This is a genomic window from Paenibacillus sp. CFBP 13594 (genome assembly GCF_014842675.1).
Lineage (GTDB): Bacteria > Bacillota > Bacilli > Paenibacillales > Paenibacillaceae > Paenibacillus > Paenibacillus amylolyticus_B.
Map to the genome: position 1 here is coordinate 685,138 of NZ_JACYVQ010000001.1, position 25,021 is coordinate 710,158.

The window sequence follows — 25,021 nt, forward strand, 5'->3', positions numbered from 1 at the left end:
ATACATAATCGTGGAAGAAGAACAAATACGGAAGGCAGTAGTGAATCGTGATCCTGAAGCCATGGAATGGGTGATGAACCACTACGCAGGTTTGTTATGGAAGATTGCTCATTCCATCCTACATCATGCATCGGCAGAAGAGATTGAAGAATGCGTAGCAGATACCTTTTTTGCTTTTTGGCAGAATCCGGATGCATTCCAATCTGGGCGAAGTAGCTTGAAAAATTACCTTGCAACAATCACAAAACATAAAGCGATTGATCGCTACCGGAAACTTAATCGAAGAACTGAGCTTACATATGAAGAGGAGATTCATTCGGTGCAAACGGATGATTTGTTGGTTCAGATGATCAGTAAAGAGACATATACGGAACTTAATCAAATGATTGACTCTTTTCCAGAACCGGAACGGGAGATTATGAAACGTCGGTTTTACGAAGGACAGAGACCCCATGAGATATCGGAAGCGTTGTCCCTACACGTTAGGCAAGTCCATAACAAGCTTTATCGCTCCAGGCAACGATTGAGGACATGGTGGATGAACAGGAAATAAAGGAGGCGATCAAATGCGAAAATCCGAAAAAGAATTCACTGAGCAGAACCTCTTTAATATTAAAAAGTTGTTCTATGATAAATTGGCGCTGAATGAACCACCGACCATTACGAGATCAGATTCATCATTTTATCCACCTGTATTATATCCATCTGCTCCATCCGCACAGAACAAGAAGTCCATGAATAAAAGAAAAAGGTATCGCAAAGCCACCTATATTCCTGTAACCGCTGCGTTATCGTTATGTCTTGTTACAGGGGCAGCTGCATCCATGGGCATCATTGACCTGCCTTCTATTCTTCATTTTCTAGGTGCAGATCGGATTGGCATTCTTCAGCCTGTTCATCAGGTGAGTGAAAATCAAGGGATTCGAATGGAGGTTATAGGTGCTGTCAGGGACGGAGATACAACGGAAATCTATGTTTCTTTGTCAGATCTGACGGGTCAACGTATTGACGAGACGCTGGATGTATATGATTACAGGGTCACCGGAGGTAATGCAAACAACGCTCAGATTATTCATTATGATGAAGCTAACAAAACGGCTATTGTTCGATTCCTCATTCAAGGAAAAGTCAGCAAAAATCGGATTACCGTTCAGATTAATACGCTGATGTCAGGTACATCTCTTCAAGATGGTTACAACGTACAAGTGGACTGGGAGAAGTTGCTCCAAGAAAAGCAAAACAATAGTTATGAAATCCTGGAGCGAGATCGTATAAGTGGCTGGGGAGGTAAAACTGATATTCAAATGGAAACCGATCCAATTCCGGTATTGCATCAAGATGTAACGAATGTCCCTGTTTCCGGTATTGATTGGATGCATATTTCCAATATGGGTTTTGTGGAGGGCAAGTTACACATTCAGATTAATCCGGATAATGAGATTGGCGAGTATAATCATGGATATTTCTACTTCACGGATGAGCAAGGTCAAAAGCTCGATATTCCCCAATATTCCATTAGCTACGGGAGATACATGAAAAATGGAGTAGACATTGGTGGGGATTACATTGAGTATGTGTATGATCTGTCTGCTGTTGACGATTTAGATACGCTGAGACTCCAAGGCAGCTTTACGAGCATTAGTGAAGTTGTACAAGGGAATTGGAAAACTACTTTCAACCTGGGTCAAAATGCTTTGAGTAAAAAAGGAAACATTCAGCTTGATGCAAATGGAGCCTCACAGGCAAATGTAACTCTTTCCTCGGTTGGCGTAACACTTACAGGTGAGGCTCTGAGCAAGATTCGCATGGAGAATCTAAGTATTGAAGTTCACCTGAAGGATGGTACCAAGTTGACTGGCAAATCTGGTTTCCTCCAGCTGGATCAGGATTTCATTAAGTGGATATCCCCTAAGACCATTCCGGTGAACGATGTGAGCTATCTGCTACTCAATGGGGAGAAAGTAACTTTGCAAGATAGATAATATGAAAAGTGAATCAAAGAATAGGGGGATAAATGCGATCGGAAGTTTGTTCTGTCATCAGAAATGAATTACATGTCATATCCCGATTTATGAAGCATACCATTAGGCGAATGCGGTCATAAGGGAGGAAACTGATATGTCCATGAGCGAACCGCTGTTAACGCAGATTGTGAATCAACATATTCCGGCTGGTGCAACGGTCGTCACTATCGATAAACCTGTTCAACATCCAGCGATTTATGCGGCAGATCTTACCGGTGACGGTATGCCGGAGATTGCTGCAGTCTATCAGTTGAATGGTGAGCTGTATTTGCTCATTCTAAAATTTGTTCAAGGACATTGGATCAAGATGGCACTAATTAAGGGATTGGGGTATGGGGTGACTTTAATGACTGCAGCCCCTGTAACTTCAACGGCAAGGAATAATCTCATTATCGGTTGGCGGATTGGTTCTATTTGGTCTAAGCTTGCCGTATATGACTGGACGGAATCCGGGCTCAAAGATCTGGCGCCTGACGATCTATACTATAGCTATGCAGAGATTATAGATATGCCTGGTCCACATGGTCGAGATGGCAAGGTGGAGATTGCACTCTGGATTCATGATACAGGGGAAGCCTATCGTGTGGAGATTATCCGATGGCAGAATGGGAAATGGGTTCCTGCACCGGATGTATATGCAACCTATTATCCCAAAGTGGTGCAATATTACGAGCAACTAACCCAGCAATACCCTGATTATATCTTTTACTGGTATTACCTTGCGGATGCTCAGTACCATGCCGGCCAGTATCCGGCAGCACTCGCTTCCGTTCAGAAGGCACTCAGTTTCCCGGAAGCGTATCCTTCCAGAGAGGTACTACAAGAGCTCGAAAAGAAAATTAAGCAGGCGATGGTCCCTGTAAGCCATGCCCGGGTAACAACGTGGTTATATCCAATCTCCGTTCGAACTACGAGTGGGACGCGTTGGGGGTATATGGATGCACAAGGCCACATTCGGCTTGAGCCGGTATTGAATGACGCGCAAGCGTTTCAGCCCAATGGGTTGGCTGTGGTTGTGAAGGACAGTCGTGCCGGTGTTATTAATCTTCAGGGGCAGTATGTCGTTCAACCTGTATACGATTCCATCAATTCCTTTTCCGAAGAACGGGCGATAACAATTGATTCTCAAGGATTTAAGATGATTAATGAACAAGGTATAGTCCTGACCAAACGGGCGTACCCGTATATCTCGAATATGAACGACGGTCGAGCGTTATTTTACGATTCAAACCCTGGTCAGGCAGATGGTTCGGTGAGTCGGTATGGTTATTTGGATGCGTCGGGCAATGAGGTGATACCTGCACAGTTCGCTTCGGCGAACGATTTTCAAGATGGCAAAGCAGTTGTGCAGATTAAGGACAATGAATATGCACTCATTAATCGCAATGGACATCGGCTCGCAACGTATCCATATGCCTATGTGGGACCACTGGGGGATGGACTGCTTGCTTTTCAAAAAGAAACCTCGGGCAAATATGGATACATCGACGAACGGGGTAATATTCGCATTCAGCCCAAGTTTTCATCGGCATTTCCTTTTAGCGGCGGGCAAGCGATTGTTAATACAGCAGAGGATTACAAATCGAACTATGGTGTCATTAATACGGAGGGATCGTTTATCATTCAACCCGCCTATAATGACATCCGCGAACTAGGCGAGCATCGTTATGCGCTGGGGCAAGCAATTAATCCGGAGCAGCCTTACATTGGCTCTGTATACGCGATTGCAGATACAAATGGCAGAAGACTTACGGAGTTCCTATATCGCGAAGTAGGTAATTACAAAAACGGCCTTGCTTCCGCATCGGATGGAAGACAAACCTATCTGCTGGATCTGAGTGGAAGACCTGCCGCTGGGTATCCGCATGTAGAAGGTTCGGGTACGCTGGAGGTCGTGGCACCAGATCTGATCAAGGCAAATGTAGACCAGCGCTTATCGTATGTGAATCGGGCCGGACAGATCATCTGGCGGCAAAATACAATCGTTCCGCTTCATCCGCCGTACCGTGTACGCGAAGAGAAGTACAAACCAAATAGGGACTACCTCGTATATTATCCGCAGGTGGAGGGATTAACGAACCAAGCGGAGCAGCTTGCGCTGAATGCCAGGTTGAAGCAACTCTCCCAGGTTAAACCGATCCCTGCGGATCAGCAGCTGGATTATACGTATACAGGGGATTTTGATATTACGTTTTATCAGCAGCAATTATTGCAATTGCAACTCACAGGTTACAACTACCCGGCTGGTGCAGCGCATGGTATGCCTACGATGATCTATGCGATTATTAATCTGACGAATGGTCAGTTGTATGAGCTGAAGGATTTATTTAAGCCGAATAGTGACTACGTAAAAGTGTTAAGCCAGATTGTGGGGGATCAGATCAAAAATGATCCTCAATACTCTTATGTGTTTCCAGACACTTATACGGGCATTAGTGCGGATCAGCCGTTTTTTGTTACAGCGGATGCTCTGCATCTCTACTTCAACCCATATGATATCGCACCCTATGCAGCAGGGTTTCCAACGTTTACAATTCCGTTTGTTCAGATCAAGGATATCATTAATACAGAAGGTTCGTTCTGGAGAGCTTTTCATAGTTGATTGAGTACAGCCAACATTTTAACGTAAATATACGCTAAGGACGTTAAGGCACAAAGACAGCGGATTTTTCCTGCTTTAAGCAACTGTCCGCTAATATTTAGCGTATAAAACAGTCAAAATGTTGGCGCTACCCATATAGAACTACTATAAATCAATCATTCCATCCTTTACATACATCAATCCACTCTGAATAACCAGAGAATTTTTCTAATTGTTTTATTGTAAGTTCAATAGCACTATTGCTACTCCCGCAAGCTGGATAGATTGTATCGAAACGTTTTAGAGATATGTCTAGATAAACAGAAACATCATTTTTGATAGCAAATGGACAAACACCTCCAATGGCATGACCAACCATATCAATGGCTTCATCAGGAGAAAGCATTTTTGCTTTTGTTTTGAAATACTCTTTGAATTTTTTGTTATCCACTTTTGCATCCCCGGCAGCAACTACTAAAACAGCTTGTCCATTCACTATAAAAGAAAGTGTTTTTGCGATTTTCTCTGGCTTACAACCTAATGCAGTTGCAGCCAAATCCACGGTTGCACTAGATACTTCAAATTCGATAATTTGAGAATCCATACCATATTGTTTAAAAAAATCTTTTACTTTTTCAATTGCCATAATCAGCACACCTCATTTTAAAATATTTTCTAGAAGATCATAGATGAAACTTGCCTATGTTCTTGGGTAAAAAATCATGTTGTAAATGATACATGGTTCTTGATAAAGATTATTATAGGAATGAAAAACATTAGCACGAAAGCGGAGTGCCTGATTTTCTTTTAAAACAATTTTCTTTTTGTTGACTACCATTTCTAACATACCTTGTACCACAAAAACATATTCTTCCACACCATCAAGGTGCCTTTCAGATGGATGGTGACATCCAGGATCAAATTCGATATAAAATATTTCAACGTTACGGGTAGGGTCAAAAGGAAAAACAGGAAATGCTCTCATTTTTCCATCATTTTCAATGATAGCGTCTTTGGACCGTGTATCAACCACACTGCACTCATCTTCTAGCTCTTCCAATAATAAAGATAAAGGGACTTTTAAGCCGACTGCGATTTTCCAAAGAGTTGTAATCGTTGGTGAAGACTGTCCTCTTTCAATTTGTCCAAGCATAGGCTTACTTACATCAGTAAGTTTAGAAACATCTTCAAGTGTAAGATTTCTAGTTGCTCGTATTTCTTTTAACCGTTCTCCAATGGTTAATACTGGCGATTGCATTGCATCACTCCTTTTTGTATGTTATAGCATTTTAAACTATAATATAACATACTAGCAGTTGGATTCAATAGGCGACAGTTTAATGATGTAAGTAACTCCTTCACATATTTATCCATACTAAATGGAAAATATTACGGGAGTGACAGATCAAAGAAGTCATATTTGTCTATACAATAAAAAACGAAAACTTTCTCCAACAACACTTCTTTTGCTTGGCGAGAATGTAAATACTTCACCATTCATTCTCAAGTTAAGCGACGAGGTCATATGTCCAATAGGGCTTATAATCTTGTTTGTGTGGCTTCTGGTGGAGTATGCGGCTTATGTCTCGCTCTATGACAAGACCTATCGGGCACCATACAGCCTCGCGGCCTCAGGAAGGTTGTAGTTGGCCGAACATATTCGTCATCTGTCGTTAAGATTTTTCGGAAAACATGATCCTGGGGATCTGAAGAATCTGATCTTGAGTGATTATGGTCAGGTTGAGCATACGATCTCTCACAATCTGTCGCAGCTAATCAGTGCAATTGTGCTTCCTGTGCTTGCTTTTGGCGGGCTTCTGTTGGTGGATTGGAGAATGGCCGTAGCTATGAATTGCGGTTCCCTTAGGTGTGGCTCTGTTATGGCTTACGGATTCAATTCAGGCACGACTGAGTGAGAACCATGTTCGAGCCAAAAACGAAGCCGCCAGCCGGCTGCAGGAATACCTGAGCGGTATTCGTGAGATCAAGACCCACAATATGGGGGGCAAACGTTTTGAACGGCTGCGTCGTTCTTTTGATGAATTGAAGTCAGCTTCCATTGGGTTGGAAGGCATCATGGGACCTACAATTGCATTGCCTTACTCTTACTATGATTGGAGAGATCACCTGACATTCTTGGCAGATACGTTTGGAGAAGAAAGCAAGAAAGATGAATATCTGGCCAAGTATGATGCGAAATCGGCAGAGTGGAAACAAAAGCTGGAGGCGGCTGTACATGGTGAATCCTTTGCCGTAATTGAGACATATCCAAACAACCTGGTCATCTATTCCGATAAAGGTGCAGCTGAGATGTTATACGGTGAATGGGGCCTGAAATCTCTAATGTCGATAATTACAATTATTCGTACACAGCGATGGGGAGAATGGAGCTTATGGACCGCCTGGGTACGATGATTCTGGAAGGTCAGAAGTAGTCGTTGGATTAGAGCAATTTACGATGGATTAACTTTTAACATTTAACAGAACCTAATAACGCCTATGTGTAATTGTGTAATTTGTTCGAAATCATGTAACTTGAACGGTTCTGGCTGCGTTTAGACATTGGGGTGATCTGATGTTGGTGAACGCGGTTCAACGTTACATGGTATTAGGACTGATATTTATCGGGATCTTCTTTACAGCACTCATCGTTCTTGAGAGGATTGAAGGGTACCATATTACAACGACAGAGTATTACGGCTTACGTAATCTAGGGGGCTTGATATATATTTTGTCGCTTATCCTGGGATTCGGTCACTATTTAGTCGCTTTTTATATTGTTATTCTTATCCCGATCTCATGGCTGCTGCGGAAATATGTATGCTTTCCTATGATGAGAACTTTCATCTATATGATTGGGTTTGGATGGGGCGGGCTGTGGGTTTTTGATCTCATGTACAATCCATATTTCGTGAATGGATACCATCTGAACCGAATGACATCGATATGGATATTTGCCATCGCCGGTTTAGTCTATGGCCTTGTGGAGAATAAGATTTGGCGAAGAGGGCAGATGCAGAACAAACAGAAGGCTACTTAACAAATGTTGAGTAGCTTTCTTGGTTTACATAATTATTATGGTGTTTTCATGAAGACTCAGAAGCTAAATACAATATTAGAAAGGATTATGTAAGAGTAAGTAGTGAACATGAACAGCAGTCAAGTTAATTCGATAGTTTGTTATAAAATTCACAAAAGATGCAAGTAAATGAAATAGGAGTTTTATCGTAAAAAGGTAAAATTTTCTGTTATACTATTTGAGTTGTGTACATAAAGTTAGATATTTTAATGAAGGGAGTTCATGAAGTAAATTAGCCGTTTAGTTTAAAATTGTAGTTTGGAGGAAAGCATTTTGTATAAAGCAGGTTTTTGGATTAGATTAGGAGCAAATGTGTTGGATAGTCTTATTATTTCAATTCCGTTAGTGATTATTGCAGGTGTGCTTACGGGTAACTTTGATACGGATGAGCCGATTGCCAAACTACTTAGTGCAATATACTCAATTTTATTACCAGTTTACTGGTATGGTCGAACCATAGGCAAACGTATATGTGGAATTCGAATCCGCCAATACGATACACACGAACCGCCAAAAATTGGTACGATGCTGATGCGAGTTGTCGTGGCTGGACTTGTGTATATAATAACTTTGGGTATCGGAGTTATTGTGAGTGCTTTTATGGTTGGTTTGCGTGAGGATCGACGTGCGATTCACGATTTTATAGCAGGAACAGAAGTAGTTTGGGATTAACTCGAAGAATGAACTGGCTGTGCAGGGGTAAAAATCACTGTGCAGCTTTTAAATCATTAGTACTGTTTCACAAAACTCGTATTTTGTACATATGTTTACGTCCAAGACTGTGGTGACTTCATTCTACACGAATCATTAGATGTCTGAGGACAAGAACTTGTACCGTTAAAGGACAAGAACTTGTACCCATTGACGATTGATGTTGTTCTTCTCTTCATTTTATTAGCGCTACAGAAATAAAAAAACCCGTTAAATTTTCAAATTTGAAAATTAACGGGTTTTAAAAACTTAATCTTTTCACATATTTATCAACTGACTTTTGTAGCTTTAAGTTCTCTTCATCAGGGTTACTCATAACGAGCATTGCGATTTTCTGAGGTGTAAAAGATTTCATAGTTTGAATCGCTTCTTTGTTTCGCCCATCCTGGTGCGGACATTTCCATTTAGGTCTCGATTGAATTTCATCTAGATAATAAAACTCAACTGAGCTTGATGAAGAATTTTCGCATTTAATATATTTTATTGCTATGTTTGGGAAACTTTTATCTTTTATTTGTTCAATTTCGTTCCATTGAGGTACACTTGCTTCTACACTTCTATCTCCTGCAACTCTCAACCAATCCATAAAAAAGTTTGCGCTAAATTGAGCTACTATCTTTTCTAATACCCAGAATAATGCGTTCTGATTAATCCCCCCCGCACTTCTCATTTGATGACTAACGATTTGGTCTGCAAAGTATTCTAAGTGATCTCTTATGATCAATGGTCCTCTATAGAAAGAATCATTATCTACTGTTTTACACATGGTGTCACAGTAAAAGTATTCTTTGTTCAGCAGAGATTTTCTCCAAAATACATAGGCATATGCATATGTACATATAGTGGGAAATTCAGCTAATTCATCTGTTTTTTTGAGTTCCATTAGTTGAGAAATGCAATGTCTATGTTCCTCCAATACAGTTGTTAGTAGTTCTTCTTCTACTCTCTGGTATGCAGCGGAACAAACACGCAATAATTCATTTTGGAAAGGGGTGGAAAAATATTGATTCTGCTGAACAGGATTAGAATCGTCAAATTCAAGAGTTTCCTCTGGAGAAGCTTTGATTAACGATTTTAAGTTGCAGTGCTGTGCATGAATGATCCATTTGGACTGAATTTTATTATCATCCGAGTTTTGAAGCCATCGGAGTATAGTTTGGTCTAGATCGTTCGGTCCCCTCCATTCATTCCAACTAGATGAATGCAACTGAGCGAGAGAATGTCCACACTTACACATAAATGCATGATCCAATTGTTTATTAGTTAATAAGAATGGTATTTTTTCTTTGCATTTAGGACACGAGTTAATCAACTTACTCTCATGAAACACACATTCATCAAACAGTTTAAATTGGTGAAACCAGGAATGATATCCCCCGCTCAAACAATCTTCACACCAATGAAGATCTTTGTAAAACCAATGTTCCCAAGAATGATATAAACCATGAAAAGGTTTAATCAGCGATTGAATAATATGATTGTTATGTTCTTTTAGGTTGATTTTTAAAGTTTGATGAAGTAATTCTTCATTAAAACTTCTTAATTCTATAAGATCTCTCTTTTTATTCCCAATGTTATGCTTTACGTCTTTTATTTTGTCATCTCCAAAATAACGAAGTAATTCGTTACGATCAGCTATGTTAACTAGAGCTAATTTCTCAAATACAGACCAGGGTGACTCATATTCATACAACCATTCTTTTCTCCAAATGACGCTCATTTTAATTAGCTCCCTTATGCGCTAGAGCCATGTAGATCTCAGATTCAATGTAACCAGACAGCTTAATCGCATTCAACCATTGTTGTGATGTAATCCATTCTGACTGTTCTCCATGAGCTCCATATATCTTTAACGCATTTTCAATTGCATAAGCGAAATACTCCATAGGAATCTCTAAATCTGAGGATACTCCATGTTCTCTTCGAAGTGACATGAATTGTTGATAAATTGTATCAGCATCCATCTCAAGTCGATATCCTTTTTGATACGCCTCGGGAAAAAAGTAACGAGTGTAGCTCCATCCACTATTCTCCGGATAGCAAGATATGTCCGGCGCATCATAACATCTAAGAACACGCTTTATTTCCTCCAATGAAGTAAGACCAAAAAAACGATGTTCATGAGTCATAAAACGACCAATAATCTGTGACTTTTTTTGTTCGAGAAAGAATGTCCTTCTTGCCAACAGCTCATCCTGCCCAACAGATATAACAGACATACTTATCTTCTCGCGATCCAACTGATTGTAGATATCCATTAACCAGTTATAATGATACTCTGTTAGGCGGTGCGCTTCGTCCATGATTAGAATAATTCTTCTTAAACGGGACTTTTCAGCTTTCTCCATTAACAGATTGACAATTTGGTTTCGCAAATCGGATGGATTTCTCCTTTTTATAAAAGGAAATTTAAAATCTTGTAACATGTCAACAAAAAACTTTTCTTCACTGGGAACTTTATAGGAATTGCTATTAGCAATCAAAATCGGTAACGGAGCTTCCATGTATGTCGGGAAATTTTCAATTGCGAATTTTATAGCAAATGTTTTTCCTATTCTCGGTCGACCATAGACAATCATTCCAGGTAAGCGATTCATAATAATTTTTTTTATACTTTCCATTAATCGGAGAACTTCTTTCGTTGGCAACAAATAGTGGCCAACTTCAATCGGATGCGTCCCAATGAGTACCGTTGGTGTATTCATACGAAATTAACTCCTCCACTAAAATGATTTTGTTTTGAATTGTTTCAATAGTTGATCGTATATATCCATTTCATTTAATTTATCTTTTTTGAGTTGCTCTTCTCGTACGTTATCTAATAACTCGTTTTGTCGATGGGCTTCTTCCAACACTTTAGTTTGTTCTTTGGGCGAATTAGAAGGTTCATATTTACTTACTTCATGAACTTGAGTAATTTTATTTGTCATATTCCTTGATTTTTTTGTACGCATGAGATAGTCAGTGTAAACGAAAATAGGATCATCCCAAGTTGTGTAGTGGAGTAGTTTTCTTTGAACTAGAGAGTTTATAGCTTTTCTAGTTTGTAGAGAATGAGCTGTAAGTGACCATCGGCCGGCTGCTGTTAAATAACCAAATTCACTTCCATCTGGAAGAAAAGCCTTTAACGTGCGAATGTCATCCACGTTTACATGTAGCACAAGTTCAGTGTTTAACAAGTACGCTGAGTTAGCAAGCCCTTCACTTCGATACTCAACTCCCTCAAACTGGATGTAAGGCTTCTTACCGGATTTTAAAGAGCCTCTTACAGTTCGTTTTTGAGTAGTCTGCATAAAAAGCAACTCCGATCGTTTGGCTTCTTCAAGACGTCTCGGCATTATTCCAGTTGTTGTCATTCTTTTTTCCAAAAGTTCGAGAGGTGTTTGGTGATAAATTCCGCCATGGGGAGTACCATTATAGTTGGAAATCAGTACATCAATCAGTTGTTTTAAATGATCATAGGTAATGTTTAGGCGAAGAGCCTTCTCCTCAGGATTGTTTCTTCGTGGATCATTCGGCCCGCTACCACTGGTATTTGGTAGACGATGGAATCCGTTTTCTTCCAGTGTTTTGAAGAATCTTTCAATGATCCCCCTTCTCATTGGTAGTGCTACAGGCCCTAAATTCATAAAGCAACCAATTAAGTTGTCCAGTCGATCTTTTACCATGTTGGCATAATGTGATTTAGCATTATCTAAACAGATCACATCCCAAACTGCCCAGGTTAGTTCAGGAAACTTTTCTGATGGGAATCCACCGACGGAATGATACGATAAGCCAGGGATTGTCAGCTCTAACTGCTTATGTGGCATAACTGAATTACGAACGCAGTGCATGACATCACTGGCACTATATTCTCTACTTAAACTTATGGAGTATCCCAAGATGTTACGAGTGGCCACGTCAATAATTGTTAGAATCCAAAACCGCTCTAGAAGCTTAGTTACCAGATCTCCATCAGGTGTAGTCAAATCTACTGCAAAAAAACCATCAATACGATGAGCATCAAACTGAACTTCTTGGAATGGGAATAACTTTGAAATGTGGTTTTGTGTTTCCTCTCCCACATGTCTTGCTTTTTGCATTGCATCATTGCCGTGTCGAGCAACGGATTTCTTGAAATTTTGTAGAGCTAATTGCTTAAGGTAACGTTGTACTGCTTTGTATCCCATCCATTCTGTATTAAGGGGATAATCTGAGTAAGTTACTCCTTTTAACCGACATTCTTCTATAAATCTTTTGTGGACGTGCTTTACTTTCATTACTGGCTCCAAGGAGCGATTCTTTCTTCCCAGGAATAAATCTTCGATTAGTTCCCTAATATCAGGATGCATATCAAGAAATCGATTAAATTCACCTGTTTTTCGATCGTTATTCTGATTTTTATTAAATACGTTAAGTTGGTACACTTTTACGTTTTTCTGTGGAATTAATCCCCGAAACCCTAAAACGACACCATCTCGATCATACTGCATGCAACGTTGAACTAACCTTCTCAAGTTTCGAGGAGAAACTCCAGTCGATTCTTGGATTTCCTCTAATCTATCTCTACTAAAGTACATATAAACGGCTTTTTTACGCTGAATATAATTCGTACGCATCGGCTCCTTAATTGAACTTTCATCTACACTGGGCCAATGTACAGGATTAATTTGTTCCTGCTCTAATCCAGTTTTTTCATAGATACGTGCTCTACTCATTTTTACATACCTCCATTTGGCTTCCCCAAATTTGGTTTTCAATGTCTACTGTGAGATTGCCCGTGTAATATAACCACTTGAGTGCCAAATTTACATCTTCTGCTTTAAAACAAGATATCTCTTTGATGATTTCTTGAATCTTCTTGTTACGCACCGTTATACGAGCCAATACATCTGAGATACAAGCGGGCATTTCACTATTCAGAACTGCAGTGACAATGGATTTTCTGTTTTCTATTGAATGCCGCCCCCTTCTAATGGTTTTCTCAGTACGAACTTCATAGGCTTTGTGATTTAATCTGCACCATTCTTGTTGTGCCTCAATCTGACGTTTGGTTCGATCGTATTTAGGATGATTTGATGTGAGTTCTTTCTCATATTTGACTTCCACAAAGGTTTCCTTACCATCCTGATTCAAAGTCCACATATCAAATATGCTTGTACGTAATTGCCCCTTTAAAACATATGATATTTTCAAAGGTTGCTCACAATACGTTAAAACGTCCGGATTTGTTTCCACAGTAAGCCAGTGATCAAACTCCAAATCACTGTAAAGCTCAATATTGCGTTTATTTACTTTGTTTCCACGTGAAGTCCAATAATTATTTCCATATTTCTTACTTCTTAAAATCTTGATAGGATGATACTTAATGCCTTGATTTTTCTCCACAAAGAACATCCCTTCATAATTTGTTTAAGTTATAAACAAAAAAAAGCTTTTTTATACCCTCTATGTATAACTAGTGCCTATCTATGAACATACTAAGAAGTAATAGAATTATAGATGGAGGGGTTCAAATGTCAGAAGAACAGTTCTATAAGTGGCTAGGAGAATGTCTAAGAGATCTTCGGAAATCGAAAAAGCAAACACAAGAAGAGATTTGTCAGAGTTACCCTCTTGCCCGCTCTTCCCTAGCCAACATTGAGCGAGGTAGGCATATGATTAGTGCATATAACTTATATTTGCTACTTCATATTCTAGAAATTCCTCTGGAATCTTTATTTAATAATCTATCGTATGAAGGAAGAAATAAATCATAAATGTATAAATAAAGAGTGAAATGGGAACACAGCCAGAAAAAGAATAAAGGATGTGTTTCAGGTAATGAAGGTACAAGAATTTCGTGATTTAGAAAAACTATCAGACATAGCAAATGAGCTGCCTAAGGTAGTTACTAACTTTATTGAGCAGAAGCTAGATGAGAACGTCTCGCCTTCAAGTCTATTAGAATACTCAAGGGATTTTCGTATATTCTTTAGTTGGATCAGACCAAAGCTTTGGCCATACGTTGCGTCTGAAAGTGAGCTGAAATTAGAGTTGTTTAATGATATTAAACGTGAGCATGTGGAACAATTTGTTAACCATCTATATGTTTCAAGAAATTTGCAATATAGCTCTATGTTGCGTAGGTTTAACGCATTACGTTCATTATTTAGCTTTATACATCTCGAGTTTGAGATCAAGGGGGTTCCAGTTTTACGCCGTAATTGGTTTGCTACATTTACAATGAAGAGGCCCAAAGGTCCAATGGAAGTCGCTCGTCAGATGCAAAACAAAGTTTTAAGATTTAATGAGATCTATCAATTTGTTCAATTCGTTCAGGAAGGAGTTTCTGAGCAGAATAACCTCCAAGCTCAGCGGTTCTATATTCAAAATCGAGCCAGAGATGTGAGTATTATTACATTACTTTTGGAATCCGGCTTAATTGTAAGTGATTTAGTTAATATGGACATAAATGATTTAAATCTGATCGATAACTATATCCTAATCACGAGACAACAAGCCAAAGTCAGAATGAGACATAAAGTTATGTTTGGAGAAAAAGCTAAACAATACCTTATTGAATACATGAATACTAGAACGAAATTTTATAATCCTCAAAATGAGGAAGAAGCATTCTTTTTAGCTAAGAGCAATGGTGAAGTACACGGGAAACGAATTTCTAAAAGGACTATTCAAGTTTTTGTTAAAAAGTATGCTTCAAAATTCGGTGCCTCTGAAGTGACTACTAGGCAGCTTACCCATTCTTTTCGTCTACAGTATGCTGAAAAAAATAGTGTGAGAAACACAAAGCAGCAATTGGCTCAACGTAATATTGAAGCAGTGGAGAAGTATTTAATTTTGTCTAGTATTATCAAATGACTATCATTACAAGCCTTATCTAATATAGATGAGGCTTTATTTTTTGGAAAATTCCTTATGATAATGTTCTACTTCTTCCAAATTCAAATCTTCAATATTAACCCACATAGCCAAACTTACCTCCTGGTGTTTTAAAGATATAATAATTATGGCTTCATAATAGTTGTGTAAGTACACAACAGGTATCTTCCACTGTCCTTCCTCTCTCGCTAGTACAAACCACTTCTTTTTAATCACTGCTCGGTTTGTGTAAAATCGACCATTAAACAAAATCCCTTGAGCTGTTATGGTAGCAATTCCAACATCTGCTTTTAGGTGATTTGTCATCTCCTCCACCTCCTTTATCATGTATGCCCAAACAAATTGATATATAAACTTATCATTTTAATTAAATAATCTATATACATTAATGTATCGAAGGTTTCCCATTGTTTAGACTGAATTAGAGGTGTGGCAATGAACGAACCTGTTTTAAGATTAGTAGGACAGCGTGTTCGCGAATTACGGAAAAAACAAGGATATTCGCAGGAAGAATTAGGCGAAATGGCTGGTTTTCACTTCTCCTACATCGGGGGCGTTGAACGTGCCGAGAAAAATATTACCTTGTTAAATCTCCAGAAAATTGCGGATGCTCTTCAAGTCAATGTCCATGAACTTTTTTATTACAGCAAGTATGTTAAGACTGGAAAAAGTGATAAAGAGAAATTGCTAAACGAAGTCAATGAGAAGCTTTGGCCTATGAAATCTTCCGATCTAAAAAAGGTTAACCTGCTCTTATCTGAATTTTTTGATAGTTAAGACAAGAAAGGCCGATGTCATAGACATCGGCCTTCTTTGTTTCAAATTTATATTTCCCATGCTGCTTCACTTTGTAAGTTAATCCAAGAGTATCTATTATTCTGCTGAACTAATCCCTCCATCATATTTCGCTCACTTTTTAATGTTAAAAGCAAATATTTCGTTTGGATGTTCTCCACCTGTAGATGCTTATACACTTGTGACAATGAAAAGTATCCTCTAGCTGCATATAATCTTACTTGATCCATATTAATCTTTCCGCTTCGTTGTAGCAGCTTCCCCCCTCCCATTTTATATGCAGCATCGGTATCAATGTTTGGATCTGGAATTACTACACTTAGCTTCCCTACAGGTAAGGTTACTTTGTGCTGATTCGTGCTCAACATCTCCTTACATGCCAGATTACGAATAGATTCCCAGTGTTCAACAAAGTTAGAGTAGATCCTTTTATAATGCTTCCATTGGTCTAAGAGGTCATATATATTTTTGTTGGTTACATACTTTCTGTATACACTGAGTTCCTCTTCATTGTAGCCACCATTTCCTCTAATTGGAGTAAACCTTAAATATTCGTTGCCAACCGTACAGAATTCTTGAAGCGATAATTTCTCTGTCTCATTTAATTGTTTTAATTTAATCCGAACCACTTTAGACAGAACTCCATGATTCTCTAATAAGTCGAACAATTTTGGATTTTTCATATCATAGTGTTTATTTGCAATGAATTTTCCAACAACGCCATGCTCTGTCCATTCAAGTCGTTGAAGTCCCAGGGATGATTGATATTCACCAATGACTTGTCTCAGCAATTGTATTTTTGCACCTGTTGAGTTCATTTGCTCATAGTTTGATGATTGAACAAATTGAATGATTTTCTCTATACTCACTAATCTATTCTCCTTTGTGATCAGATTAGTGAGTGGTATTGACCATTGTTATTTGTTTTAAACAATGGATATTTTGAAAAAACAATGAAAGTATTATTTTTATGTTTAAAGAACCTCCCCTTAAAATAAGAGGAGGTTCCAGGAATTTAGATTTAATTAATAGGTGTACGTACTTTGTTCTTTAATTAATGACTAAGTAATCTATACAACAGAAACGTTACCCAAAAAATCCAACACCATTTAATCAGCTTCTCCGTACTACGTTTCATCATTAAACGACTCCTGTAATCCTGGGAGCACTTACACCTATATATGCATTATAATTAGAAACTTGGTTGATTACAACCTATCCTGTGGCTACATATCGCCTTTTGACATATAATCCATCTTCTCTATGTAATTCTTCTAACATAGTAATTAGAAACTTGTACTTAAATATTTCGTAAAAGAAAGTACAAGGAGGTGATAATATGTCAAAGCCATTAAAGTCAGGTAATTCGGCCCCAAAAACAGGAGATTATAAAGTTCTTGGTCCGAGAGGTGGTACGATTAAAACCGGTGTTACTGTAAAGCAAGGTGATACGCTTCCACCAACCCCAAAGAAAAACCAAACATACAAAAAACAATAGTAATCAGAGGGCTATGCCCTCTTTTATTATAAGTAATAGTATTTTAAAAGAACATTCTCTTTAGGGTAGTAAATAAAAAAGGAATCATTTATCTTTTCGAGCTTTCTAGATTCAGATAATACGTGTCTTTCACTGTCTAGCATATAATGAAAATGTAGTGTTTCTAATTCATTGGACGGATCAGCTATTACTTTTATTTTAAGTTTTTTAGACTCCTTCTTGTTGAAATATTTAAATAACTTAGGATAAATATCTAAAGTAAACGCTATGTAGGTAACAAGTACAGAGAGTACTAAAAAAGAAACGATATAATTGCTAAGGAGTTTGTATAATGCATCCATATTCAATGTTTTAATTACTTGAAAAGGCATAAAGATAACTGAAATGAAGTTAATAAAGACGAACACATTTAAAACCTTACTATGAAAATCTTTGAACATGAAACGAATTAAGTAAATGGTTATTATCAATCCACTAATCAAAAAAATAAAAACCGTAGCATAGAATATGAAATAGGCAGTAAAAGTGCTAAGTTCAACTATAAATATCGGTATTAGGAGTAAAACGACTAACACGAAAGATGTTAGAATATGTTCTAAAAACTTTTCCCATAGACTTATATTTCTAACCTCCATAGTATAATCAATTATTGTTTTGTTGAATGTTTTTATGAAAGTTTTAATAAATAAAAAAAATACAGTCATAATTGATACGATGGTTGGAATACCACTTTCAAAGAATGAATTCATTATAATGCTCCTTACACTATGAAAATATATTACCATTTTGTAGGCGGTGCTTGAATTAAATAAGAAGTCGCAAAAATACGACTTCAAGCTGCAGACTAAAATCAAATATCGTGATTAAATTTCAATTTATCCCAAGAGATTCGGGCGTAGGGAAAGGAGAAATTATTAAGTCATAAGTTTCATCCTCTTCAATAACAATGCCCCATTGTACAAACAAATTTAGCATATCTTGAAGACAAACAGGATACTTATAATTTGCAGATTCTAGTGAATATTTTATTTTTGTTTCGCGTTGTCGATTTTCCCAAAACTCGAGTTGTTCATTCTTATCCTTAAAATCATGACGAGCGACAAAATAATTATAATTGTTGTCATCGGAATATTGTTCTTCTAAATAATTCAGTATTTCATTTTTATTCAGTCCTTTTGATATTGTAAGACATAAACCCATCAGTATAGGAGATGCAATAGATGGTGCCTTTGCAATCCATCCATTATCAATGAATCCATTAGGAATTATTGTATAGTTTTCTTCTACTACACCTTCTCTAATTAAACTGAGCAGAGTATCCATAGTAACTGCACCTCACTTTTATTTTTGGGGAATGACATATTGATCTGGCATTATTGCTGTGTTTTCGTCTTGTATTTCAATAATTTGACCCACTTGATCTAAACGATCATTTAATTTTGCTCTTTCTAGTTGCAATTTATCGTCCAGATATTTGTGCCTTATTTCAAATTCCGTAAAGATGTCTGCCCAGGTTTTTATATAAACTTTGAATTTTCCTGTTTTGAAAACTAGTCCTTTTGAACGCTCGCCATGGTTAGCAGCGTTTTCTAATAATTGTTCAATATAACCTGTTTGATCAAACTTATTTCCAACAAGCAGGAACTCCCACTGCATTTGTGATGAGTTGAATTCTTGTTGATTAAGAATTACCTGGAGGTAGTTAATAACTTGGTCATATTGTTTTTTTCCAAGACTAATCGATGGATGTTTGAGTTCAACAACAATATTGCTAATTCTTTCAACCTGCTTTTCAACCCGGACCATAAATATATCCATTTCTCTAAGCTTATCAGGATGATCTATTTTCCCTTCTATCTCAACTTTCGTTAGTAAATGTACGTATCTTCTCAACGCTTCCTCAAATTTGGGTTCGGCCGCTGTAACAAGATGATATTGTTCACCAAAAATCCAATAGTGCTTTTCAATAAACTTCTGTAAATGATCAACTTCATTAGCTCTTAAATCCTTTCGAAAGACCATTTCCTGTAGATAGTTTATTGCCTTAAATCGATCCTGAACCAAGCGTATAGTTTTAATAACATTTGATAAGTGATTCGTTTTAAGCATATCGGATAATTCTTTTCGCTCTGTGCTATCTAATTCAACAATTCCATTCAGAACATCGAACAGCTTCTCTCGCTCACCTGCATCCATAATTAGATCCAAAAATCGAACAAAAGTTTTTTTCTGTTCTACATTCAGTTTAACGAAAATTTTAGGCTCTACTTGGTATAATTCTCGTATTAAATTCTCAAGCTCTTCCTTACGAACTTCATCCCATGGATTTCCCCCGTATTCTGGAAATGCATTTACAGTCTTGAAATCTTGAATAACAACGTCAGTATATTTTATTAAAAATGGTTTCCTTTTTTCTCTAAGGTATTCGTTCAATCTCTCAATCATAAATTTATATTCATCTGATTCAGTGTTGTAACCAAAAATTACTTGTTGTCCATCTTGGATATCGTCAAAGGAAAAATCGTCAAAAATGTGACTTTGAATATAAATGCTATGATAAAATGAATCACCTTTATTATTAAATTTAGTGTTTATTTTATGTCTCTCGTTATTGTTAGAATCGATAAAATAATATTTAGAGTATTCATGATTCAACCGCTCATTCCATCGCACATATTTAACAGAAAAGGAACTATCTATCTGAGGAAACTCAAATGTATCAAATTCAATTTCACCTATAATGTTATTGTAATCTAGGGTCTCACCGTTTAGTTTAATTTTATACCCCTGCCCTGAGTATAATTCTAAATACCATCCAAATTCACGACAAAGAAATCTTTTTATTTCACTTATATCAATACTTGTTTCGTAAATCCCTCTTAGAATAACGCATGTACCGATATTTTCTTCCACTATATTTGGATTAGTGACATTGTAAGTGTCCAGACTATTCTCTTTTATATGTATTGAGTACTTCCTTTTTACTGATTCATCCTTATAGACTGTTATCCACTCGGCTTCGGAACAAAAACGATGAAATGTCAAACGCCCAATACCATTTTTTCCATGAGTAGCGGATAGCATGTTTCTTAATCTTAGATTAGGATCTATTGATTTATCAGACTCGAAGAAGGGGGTGAACTTACCCTCTAGATCTTGGATCTTTATTCCATACCCATTATCTATAATTTGAATTTCGTTAATAGAACCTAACTCGTTTTGGAATGTTTGGAGCTCAATTATAGTTGCTTTTGCATCAAAACCGTTCCAAATATATTCAGAGATCGATTGCAGGTATGTATATTTTTTAAGCGACTTTTTTATTCCTTTAGTAGAAATCTGAATTTTTTTCATACTCTCAATCACTCCCATGACATAAATTATGATTTAATTCTATTCCAATATTTTCTTTTTGTATATATTGTAAAATCAATCGTCCGCATAATCCCGCTATGTAGCAAATTTGCCGAGAATTAGTATTGAGATTAACCTTCATGTTAGACAGATCCAATCTTTGGTGAAGTTTGAACTGCTTATCCAAACAATGAACCTCAAAGATTTTTGTTCAATATTTCAACTTTTTTTGTACGAGTAGTTTCCCGTTCTAGATCCTCTTTGTCTAAATATGAGAAATTATGGATAAAAGCGCTCGCTGCGCCGTTAGCAAATATAAATTGACCTTGATTCTACCATTATGTAACTATTCGACATCACTATATAAATATTGAATTCTACTACCCTCCCACTATAAAGTAATGTTTTCGCCTGTTTTCTCGTCCATTCGTAGATTTACAACTTCGACATCTTGGCTTGATGGAGGAATATTGGTTCAGAACCAGATTTTTCTGTAATGACCGGTGACGGGAACAGAGCTTGGACTCCATTTTTTATCCAAACTGTGGTCATACTTTGATCGCACAGTGGATCTCCACATCTCCCTCGGGGTTCACCCTCCCATGTCACGCGGGGTCATTGCCCTTACATTCCTTCGTTCTACCTGCCCAGGGGTGGAGGCCGATTCTTGCTCCTAAACGGGGTCGTTGCCCTTATGGAATGGTATTCTTCGGCTTCTCCGGTGCTTCAATTGTCTCGTTATACATCTGTGAACGAGTCGAGATTTCAGGCTATTGATTCTTTGAACTAAGCTGCAATCTGTTGTAACTGCGCTTGTCGTACAGGACCAAGAACTTCGTTTGCGTTGTACTCTATTTCCTTCGTCCCCAGCGTGTGCAGGACGCGTATCAGTTTGCCGCAGGCGCGATTAGCGACTGTTTTTTCTTCAGCGGATTTTGACTTCGTGTTGTGAAATACTTGTGAAGGGCCTTGAACTCCTCATTCTTAGCTACCATTGGCATGACGCAACGGAACAATAGAGCTCTTAGTCGAGATCGTCCACGCTTGGTAATGCCAGTTTTACCCTTACGCTTACCAGAACTATTTTCTTTTAGATTCAAGCCCGCCAACCGGATGATTTGTTGTCCGTGGTCGTAATGACTCAGATCGCCAACCTCAGCCAGAAATCCTGCAACGGTAACCGCGCCAACGCCTGGGATATTCAACATCTGCGTCGTTCCCGGTATCTCACTCAAGATATCCATGACCTGTTTCATGGTCGTTTCCACCTGTTTAGAGAAAAGCTCATACTGGTCGAGCAAGCTCAGAAGCTCCAGTCTCGCAGCTCGTAACCCTTCGGTAAGCCCGATGGATATCCCGGCTGTCGCAAAGAGCTTTTCCGCTCTCTTGATACCGACTCCGCGCTTCACTTCCGTTTTCCAGTGTGCGAGAACGCCTCTGGCGCCTGTAGAGACGATCTCTTCCGGTGTCGGAAACTGGCGCATGGTCATCAAGGAAGTTTTGCCTTCCCAATCTTTAAACACGCTCAAATACTCTGGAAAATAGCGGTCGAACCAATTATGCACACGGGCCTTGACTTGGTTTAAACTCACCATAACCTTCTCACGGAAATTCATGAGGATGCGTAGTTCGGCATATTCCATTGCCGGCAATTTGGGCTCCGAGTACTTCCCGTTTCGAATGAGATCTGCAATGACTTTGGCATCCTTATAGTCACTCTTCGTCGGCGAGTTATCCTCAAGTTCCTTGCTCTTGTTTACGTGATGCGGGTTCACAATGACGATCTTGATATCTCGAGCTTCCAGAAAAGCGGCTAGCGGAAACCAGTAGTGCCCGGTAGGCTCAATTCCGAAAAAAATGTCCGTTTTCAGATGAACCTCCTGAAGTTCTTTCATCCATGTTACTAGCCTAGTTAACCCTTCCTGATCGTTGTAGAACACGCAGTCTTTTCCTAATTCAATGCCACGGAAATCTACCGCTCTAGCTACGTGAATCTTTTTGGCAATGTCTGCTCCAATGACTAGCGTATCTTCTGTAATTCGCGTAATACGTTGATTCTGTTTCTGTTTCATCTTATACTTCATTTGTGCGCCTCTTTTCGTATGTGGGTATTGTTCTTTGGTCGGAACAACGATTCCCAGTATACTAAAGGCGCATTTTTCATTCAAAGCTCAAATTACTTCATTACAGGAATGGCTCCTTATATCTAATGTTAAATCAATAAGTTAACTTTTATGATAAGACCAAATGACGAGCTTGAAAAATACTTGGAGGATTCAATAATCAACATGTGACAGAAGGTAATTTGCTGATTAATAATGAAAGCCACTATCAAGCTATAAGGTCGTGTTATCAGAACAAGCCTTTAAAGTTATTCATTTGAGAATATTGAGTGAAGCCGTATCTTTGAAAGAGCCCTTCTCACGAAGGGCCTTATGTATACCGACTAGCATACCCGCTCGTTCAATCTTCTTTGTTGATTGTGCCTAGTTCTCAATCACATTGGATGTTACAAGCCAAGGGCCTATTTATTTTTATTTATTTTTTGTCTTAACTCTAGAGCTTTTTCTCTACGCTCCTTTAATTCTAGAGATGGATAACGTACGAGGCCCTCATCTAATATTGCTATCTCATTATCGTAGTCTTTCAATTTTCGATAGGACATTGCATACGATTTATATAAGGCTGGAGCATTGTATCCGTTATATCTTGCAATATTAAATAGTTCAATAGCTTTTTCGAGACGGCCCTCTTTTCTTTCTATTTCGCCTTCTTCCCAATATGAGAACCCTTCATCGAAACCTTTTTCCCAGTTATTCAAATGCTTAATATCTTGAAGCAAGACTCGATTATGGATTGGATATATTGGAATTTCTTCAACAGAATTTGTCTCCACTACATCCCATTTTTCTTTTAAAAGCTTCCATACATCTATAAGATGATAAACAGGAATATGTATCCCGAGCCTTTCTAATGCTTTCTCTTGATCTAAATTAACACTGGATACACCTTCATCTCCAATATAAATCCACGATGTGACCGACTTTGCAAATTGACTTTTGAGTATTTTATTCCCACTGGTTGATAATAATTTCTTTGTTTCACTTATGTATTTGTCTGGATTACCATTATATATGATATTCAGCTCATTCCTCATATTTCGGGTAATAAAAACTACTGCTTTTAAGTTATCATATTCAACTTTATCAAATGGACGTGAGGTTATGTTGAAGTAATGTTCCTCAATCTCATTTGCATACTGATGAGGAGCTCTTTCAAATGACAGTAGAGGGGTATTAAGACTACGTTCATATCCATTACCGCGTTTAGTAAACAGCGGTATTATACGATTCGTTAATCTATCATTAGTTTCGTTTAGAAGCCTAACCATTTCTTGTGTCTCTAGTTCCAATGCTTGTTCTTCTGTTAATCCCATACCAATAAATCGATTTTCCGTATCATACATATTACGAATTCTTTCGGCTTCATATGCTCTCTGGTGGAAATCTTTAAACCGGTTACCGCGCCCCTTACCGACATAGAATACTTCACCTGTGCTCTTGATGAACCATTCATACACGTAAAAATCAGTAGCCGTATTCCCAGTAGGAACACCTACATGGGATGAGTATAAAGACAACCCCAGCTCATTCTTCATAGATAGTTCATAGGATACATCATTAGAAAGTGAACGATTCTGTTCTCCTAAAGACAAATCACCCGGATCTTTGAATTTTTTTGTATTATCATTCTGCTTTTTTGTTTTTTCTATACCAAAAATCCGTTTAATAAAATTCATTTTTATTCCCCCTGAATCTGTATCAATTCATTCTAAATAACAACTCAATTTCTAATGTACTGAATACCCTATAATTAAATTACTCTCAAAATATGTTTCCTTTAAATTTATTGTATATTAATGCATAAATATATAATTCTCACTAATTATGACAACACAAAACGAACACTACATTCGCACTTCTACGACATACTCCTTTTTCGCCGCAACGGGGCATCTAAATCGTCTTTTCATGAACACTCTCCTCATTTCATTTAGTGTATCTGAGGTGGCTTCGAGTGTCCAATCACTCTATAAACCCACTTTACGCTTTGTT

General features: G+C 37.9%; 22 protein-coding genes and 1 pseudogene. 11 read left to right on the top strand and 12 right to left on the bottom strand.

Translation table 11 applies throughout. The features are described from left to right. Positions 1-10: 10 nt before the first annotated feature. The 3 genes from IFU39_RS03220 to IFU39_RS03230 all read left to right on the top strand — a co-directional run bounded on the left by IFU39_RS03220 (position 11) and on the right by IFU39_RS03230 (position 4,626). Positions 11-553, top strand: coding sequence for a sigma-70 family RNA polymerase sigma factor (locus tag IFU39_RS03220; protein ID WP_192131236.1), 543 nt, complete (start codon positions 11-13; stop codon positions 551-553). A gap of 13 nt (positions 554-566) precedes the next feature. Next, positions 567-1,982, top strand: a complete 1,416-nt coding sequence (locus IFU39_RS03225; RefSeq protein ID WP_192131238.1) for a DUF4179 domain-containing protein — start codon at positions 567-569, stop codon at positions 1,980-1,982. A gap of 136 nt (positions 1,983-2,118) precedes the next feature. Continuing rightward, positions 2,119-4,626 carry a WG repeat-containing protein gene (locus IFU39_RS03230; RefSeq protein WP_192131240.1) on the top strand — a complete coding sequence of 836 codons (2,508 nt, stop codon included), beginning with the start codon at positions 2,119-2,121 and terminating at the stop codon, positions 4,624-4,626. A 151-nt stretch (positions 4,627-4,777) separates the two neighbouring features. On the opposite strand, the gene IFU39_RS03235 is transcribed toward IFU39_RS03230, so the two are convergent. Together IFU39_RS03235 and IFU39_RS03240 are read right to left on the bottom strand one after the other, a co-directional pair. Beyond that, positions 4,778-5,251 carry a YbaK/EbsC family protein gene (locus IFU39_RS03235; RefSeq protein WP_192131242.1) on the bottom strand — a complete coding sequence of 158 codons (474 nt, stop codon included), beginning with the start codon at positions 5,249-5,251 and terminating at the stop codon, positions 4,778-4,780. A gap of 54 nt (positions 5,252-5,305) precedes the next feature. Beyond that, on the bottom strand, positions 5,306-5,863 hold the full coding sequence (locus IFU39_RS03240; protein ID WP_091019408.1) for a helix-turn-helix domain-containing protein: 558 nt from the start codon (positions 5,861-5,863) through the stop codon (positions 5,306-5,308). Between the two features lie 388 nt (positions 5,864-6,251). Here IFU39_RS03240 and IFU39_RS32720 point away from each other — a divergent pair, with 388 nt between their 5' ends. The 4 genes from IFU39_RS32720 to IFU39_RS03255 all read left to right on the top strand — a co-directional run bounded on the left by IFU39_RS32720 (position 6,252) and on the right by IFU39_RS03255 (position 8,356). Beyond that, positions 6,252-6,521 (top strand): ABC transporter transmembrane domain-containing protein, encoded by a 270-nt coding sequence (locus IFU39_RS32720; RefSeq protein WP_223199716.1) that lies wholly within the window; start codon positions 6,252-6,254, stop codon positions 6,519-6,521. After that, a complete protein-coding gene (locus IFU39_RS32725) occupies positions 6,475-7,020 on the top strand; it encodes a hypothetical protein (protein WP_244660851.1) in 546 nt (181 codons plus the stop codon). Before IFU39_RS32720 ends, IFU39_RS32725 begins: the two co-directional genes overlap by 47 nt. A gap of 160 nt (positions 7,021-7,180) precedes the next feature. Continuing rightward, positions 7,181-7,645 (top strand): hypothetical protein, encoded by a 465-nt coding sequence (locus IFU39_RS03250; protein ID WP_105599017.1) that lies wholly within the window; start codon positions 7,181-7,183, stop codon positions 7,643-7,645. Positions 7,646-7,957: 312 nt separating this feature from the next. Then, positions 7,958-8,356: an RDD family protein gene (locus IFU39_RS03255; RefSeq protein ID WP_149846706.1), complete on the top strand. Its 399-nt coding sequence runs from the start codon at positions 7,958-7,960 to the stop codon at positions 8,354-8,356. Positions 8,357-8,636: 280 nt separating this feature from the next. Here IFU39_RS03255 and IFU39_RS03260 read toward each other — a convergent pair whose 3' ends face one another. The 4 genes from IFU39_RS03260 to IFU39_RS03275 are packed head-to-tail and all read right to left on the bottom strand — an operon-like array spanning position 8,637 to position 13,765. Further along, a complete protein-coding gene (locus IFU39_RS03260) occupies positions 8,637-10,115 on the bottom strand; it encodes a hypothetical protein (protein ID WP_192131245.1) in 1,479 nt (492 codons plus the stop codon). 1 nt (position 10,116) lies between these two features. Continuing rightward, on the bottom strand, positions 10,117-11,100 hold the full coding sequence (locus IFU39_RS03265; protein ID WP_192131247.1) for an ATP-binding protein: 984 nt from the start codon (positions 11,098-11,100) through the stop codon (positions 10,117-10,119). Between the two features lie 18 nt (positions 11,101-11,118). Next, positions 11,119-13,095, bottom strand: coding sequence for a hypothetical protein (locus tag IFU39_RS03270; RefSeq protein ID WP_192131249.1), 1,977 nt, complete (start codon positions 13,093-13,095; stop codon positions 11,119-11,121). After that, positions 13,088-13,765, bottom strand: a complete 678-nt coding sequence (locus IFU39_RS03275; RefSeq protein WP_062319764.1) for a TnsA endonuclease N-terminal domain-containing protein — start codon at positions 13,763-13,765, stop codon at positions 13,088-13,090. The genes IFU39_RS03270 and IFU39_RS03275 overlap by 8 nt, the downstream gene beginning before the upstream one ends. Before the next feature lie 128 nt (positions 13,766-13,893). On the opposite strand from IFU39_RS03275, the gene IFU39_RS03280 reads away from it, so the two are divergent. Then, positions 13,894-14,136, top strand: a complete 243-nt coding sequence (locus tag IFU39_RS03280; protein ID WP_062319765.1) for a helix-turn-helix domain-containing protein — start codon at positions 13,894-13,896, stop codon at positions 14,134-14,136. 64 nt (positions 14,137-14,200) lie between these two features. Beyond that, positions 14,201-15,238, top strand: a complete 1,038-nt coding sequence (locus IFU39_RS03285; RefSeq protein ID WP_192131251.1) for a tyrosine-type recombinase/integrase — start codon at positions 14,201-14,203, stop codon at positions 15,236-15,238. Between the two features lie 36 nt (positions 15,239-15,274). On the opposite strand, the gene IFU39_RS03290 is transcribed toward IFU39_RS03285, so the two are convergent. Continuing rightward, the gene (locus tag IFU39_RS03290) at positions 15,275-15,565 is read right to left on the bottom strand and encodes a hypothetical protein (protein WP_192131253.1); all 291 of its coding nucleotides are present in this window, start codon (positions 15,563-15,565) and stop codon (positions 15,275-15,277) included. Between the two features lie 129 nt (positions 15,566-15,694). On the opposite strand from IFU39_RS03290, the gene IFU39_RS03295 reads away from it, so the two are divergent. Next, complete coding sequence (locus IFU39_RS03295) at positions 15,695-16,036, top strand: helix-turn-helix domain-containing protein (RefSeq protein ID WP_062319770.1); 342 nt, start codon at positions 15,695-15,697, stop codon at positions 16,034-16,036. Positions 16,037-16,083: 47 nt separating this feature from the next. On the opposite strand, the gene IFU39_RS03300 is transcribed toward IFU39_RS03295, so the two are convergent. Continuing rightward, complete coding sequence (locus tag IFU39_RS03300) at positions 16,084-16,923, bottom strand: hypothetical protein (protein WP_192131255.1); 840 nt, start codon at positions 16,921-16,923, stop codon at positions 16,084-16,086. 470 nt (positions 16,924-17,393) lie between these two features. Here IFU39_RS03300 and IFU39_RS03305 point away from each other — a divergent pair, with 470 nt between their 5' ends. Further along, the gene (locus tag IFU39_RS03305) at positions 17,394-17,552 is read left to right on the top strand and encodes a YjzC family protein (RefSeq protein WP_143038097.1); all 159 of its coding nucleotides are present in this window, start codon (positions 17,394-17,396) and stop codon (positions 17,550-17,552) included. A gap of 870 nt (positions 17,553-18,422) precedes the next feature. On the opposite strand, the gene IFU39_RS03310 is transcribed toward IFU39_RS03305, so the two are convergent. The 4 genes and pseudogenes from IFU39_RS03310 to IFU39_RS32730 form a co-directional block, all read right to left on the bottom strand. Next, a complete protein-coding gene (locus IFU39_RS03310; protein WP_062319776.1) occupies positions 18,423-18,875 on the bottom strand; it encodes a DUF6042 family protein in 453 nt (150 codons plus the stop codon). Positions 18,876-18,893: 18 nt separating this feature from the next. Then, complete coding sequence (locus IFU39_RS03315; protein WP_192131257.1) at positions 18,894-20,906, bottom strand: ATP-binding protein; 2,013 nt, start codon at positions 20,904-20,906, stop codon at positions 18,894-18,896. Positions 20,907-21,692: 786 nt separating this feature from the next. After that, positions 21,693-22,990 (bottom strand): annotated as a pseudogene (locus tag IFU39_RS03320) (IS110 family transposase). 440 nt (positions 22,991-23,430) lie between these two features. Continuing rightward, positions 23,431-24,705, bottom strand: a complete 1,275-nt coding sequence (locus IFU39_RS32730; RefSeq protein ID WP_244660852.1) for a GIY-YIG nuclease family protein — start codon at positions 24,703-24,705, stop codon at positions 23,431-23,433. Positions 24,706-25,021: the final 316 nt, after the last annotated feature.

What these genes read in the sequence shown, in the direction of transcription:
- IFU39_RS03225 (WP_192131238.1), top strand. Translation starts at nt 567, where the DNA reads ATGCGAAAATCCGAAAAAGAATTCACTGAGCAGAACCTCTTTAATATT.
- IFU39_RS32730 (WP_244660852.1), bottom strand. Translation starts at nt 24,705, where the DNA reads ATGAATTTTATTAAACGGATTTTTGGTATAGAAAAAACAAAAAAGCAG.
- IFU39_RS03265 (WP_192131247.1), bottom strand. Translation starts at nt 11,100, where the DNA reads ATGAATACACCAACGGTACTCATTGGGACGCATCCGATTGAAGTTGGC.
- IFU39_RS03260 (WP_192131245.1), bottom strand. Translation starts at nt 10,115, where the DNA reads ATGAGCGTCATTTGGAGAAAAGAATGGTTGTATGAATATGAGTCACCC.
- IFU39_RS03285 (WP_192131251.1), top strand. Translation starts at nt 14,201, where the DNA reads ATGAAGGTACAAGAATTTCGTGATTTAGAAAAACTATCAGACATAGCA.
- IFU39_RS03315 (WP_192131257.1), bottom strand. Translation starts at nt 20,906, where the DNA reads ATGAAAAAAATTCAGATTTCTACTAAAGGAATAAAAAAGTCGCTTAAA.
- IFU39_RS03280 (WP_062319765.1), top strand. Translation starts at nt 13,894, where the DNA reads ATGTCAGAAGAACAGTTCTATAAGTGGCTAGGAGAATGTCTAAGAGAT.
- IFU39_RS03250 (WP_105599017.1), top strand. Translation starts at nt 7,181, where the DNA reads ATGTTGGTGAACGCGGTTCAACGTTACATGGTATTAGGACTGATATTT.
- IFU39_RS03290 (WP_192131253.1), bottom strand. Translation starts at nt 15,565, where the DNA reads ATGACAAATCACCTAAAAGCAGATGTTGGAATTGCTACCATAACAGCT.
- IFU39_RS03240 (WP_091019408.1), bottom strand. Translation starts at nt 5,863, where the DNA reads ATGCAATCGCCAGTATTAACCATTGGAGAACGGTTAAAAGAAATACGA.
- IFU39_RS03230 (WP_192131240.1), top strand. Translation starts at nt 2,119, where the DNA reads ATGTCCATGAGCGAACCGCTGTTAACGCAGATTGTGAATCAACATATT.
- IFU39_RS03235 (WP_192131242.1), bottom strand. Translation starts at nt 5,251, where the DNA reads ATGGCAATTGAAAAAGTAAAAGATTTTTTTAAACAATATGGTATGGAT.
- IFU39_RS03305 (WP_143038097.1), top strand. Translation starts at nt 17,394, where the DNA reads ATGTCAAAGCCATTAAAGTCAGGTAATTCGGCCCCAAAAACAGGAGAT.
- IFU39_RS03270 (WP_192131249.1), bottom strand. Translation starts at nt 13,095, where the DNA reads ATGAGTAGAGCACGTATCTATGAAAAAACTGGATTAGAGCAGGAACAA.
- IFU39_RS03310 (WP_062319776.1), bottom strand. Translation starts at nt 18,875, where the DNA reads ATGGATACTCTGCTCAGTTTAATTAGAGAAGGTGTAGTAGAAGAAAAC.
- IFU39_RS03295 (WP_062319770.1), top strand. Translation starts at nt 15,695, where the DNA reads ATGAACGAACCTGTTTTAAGATTAGTAGGACAGCGTGTTCGCGAATTA.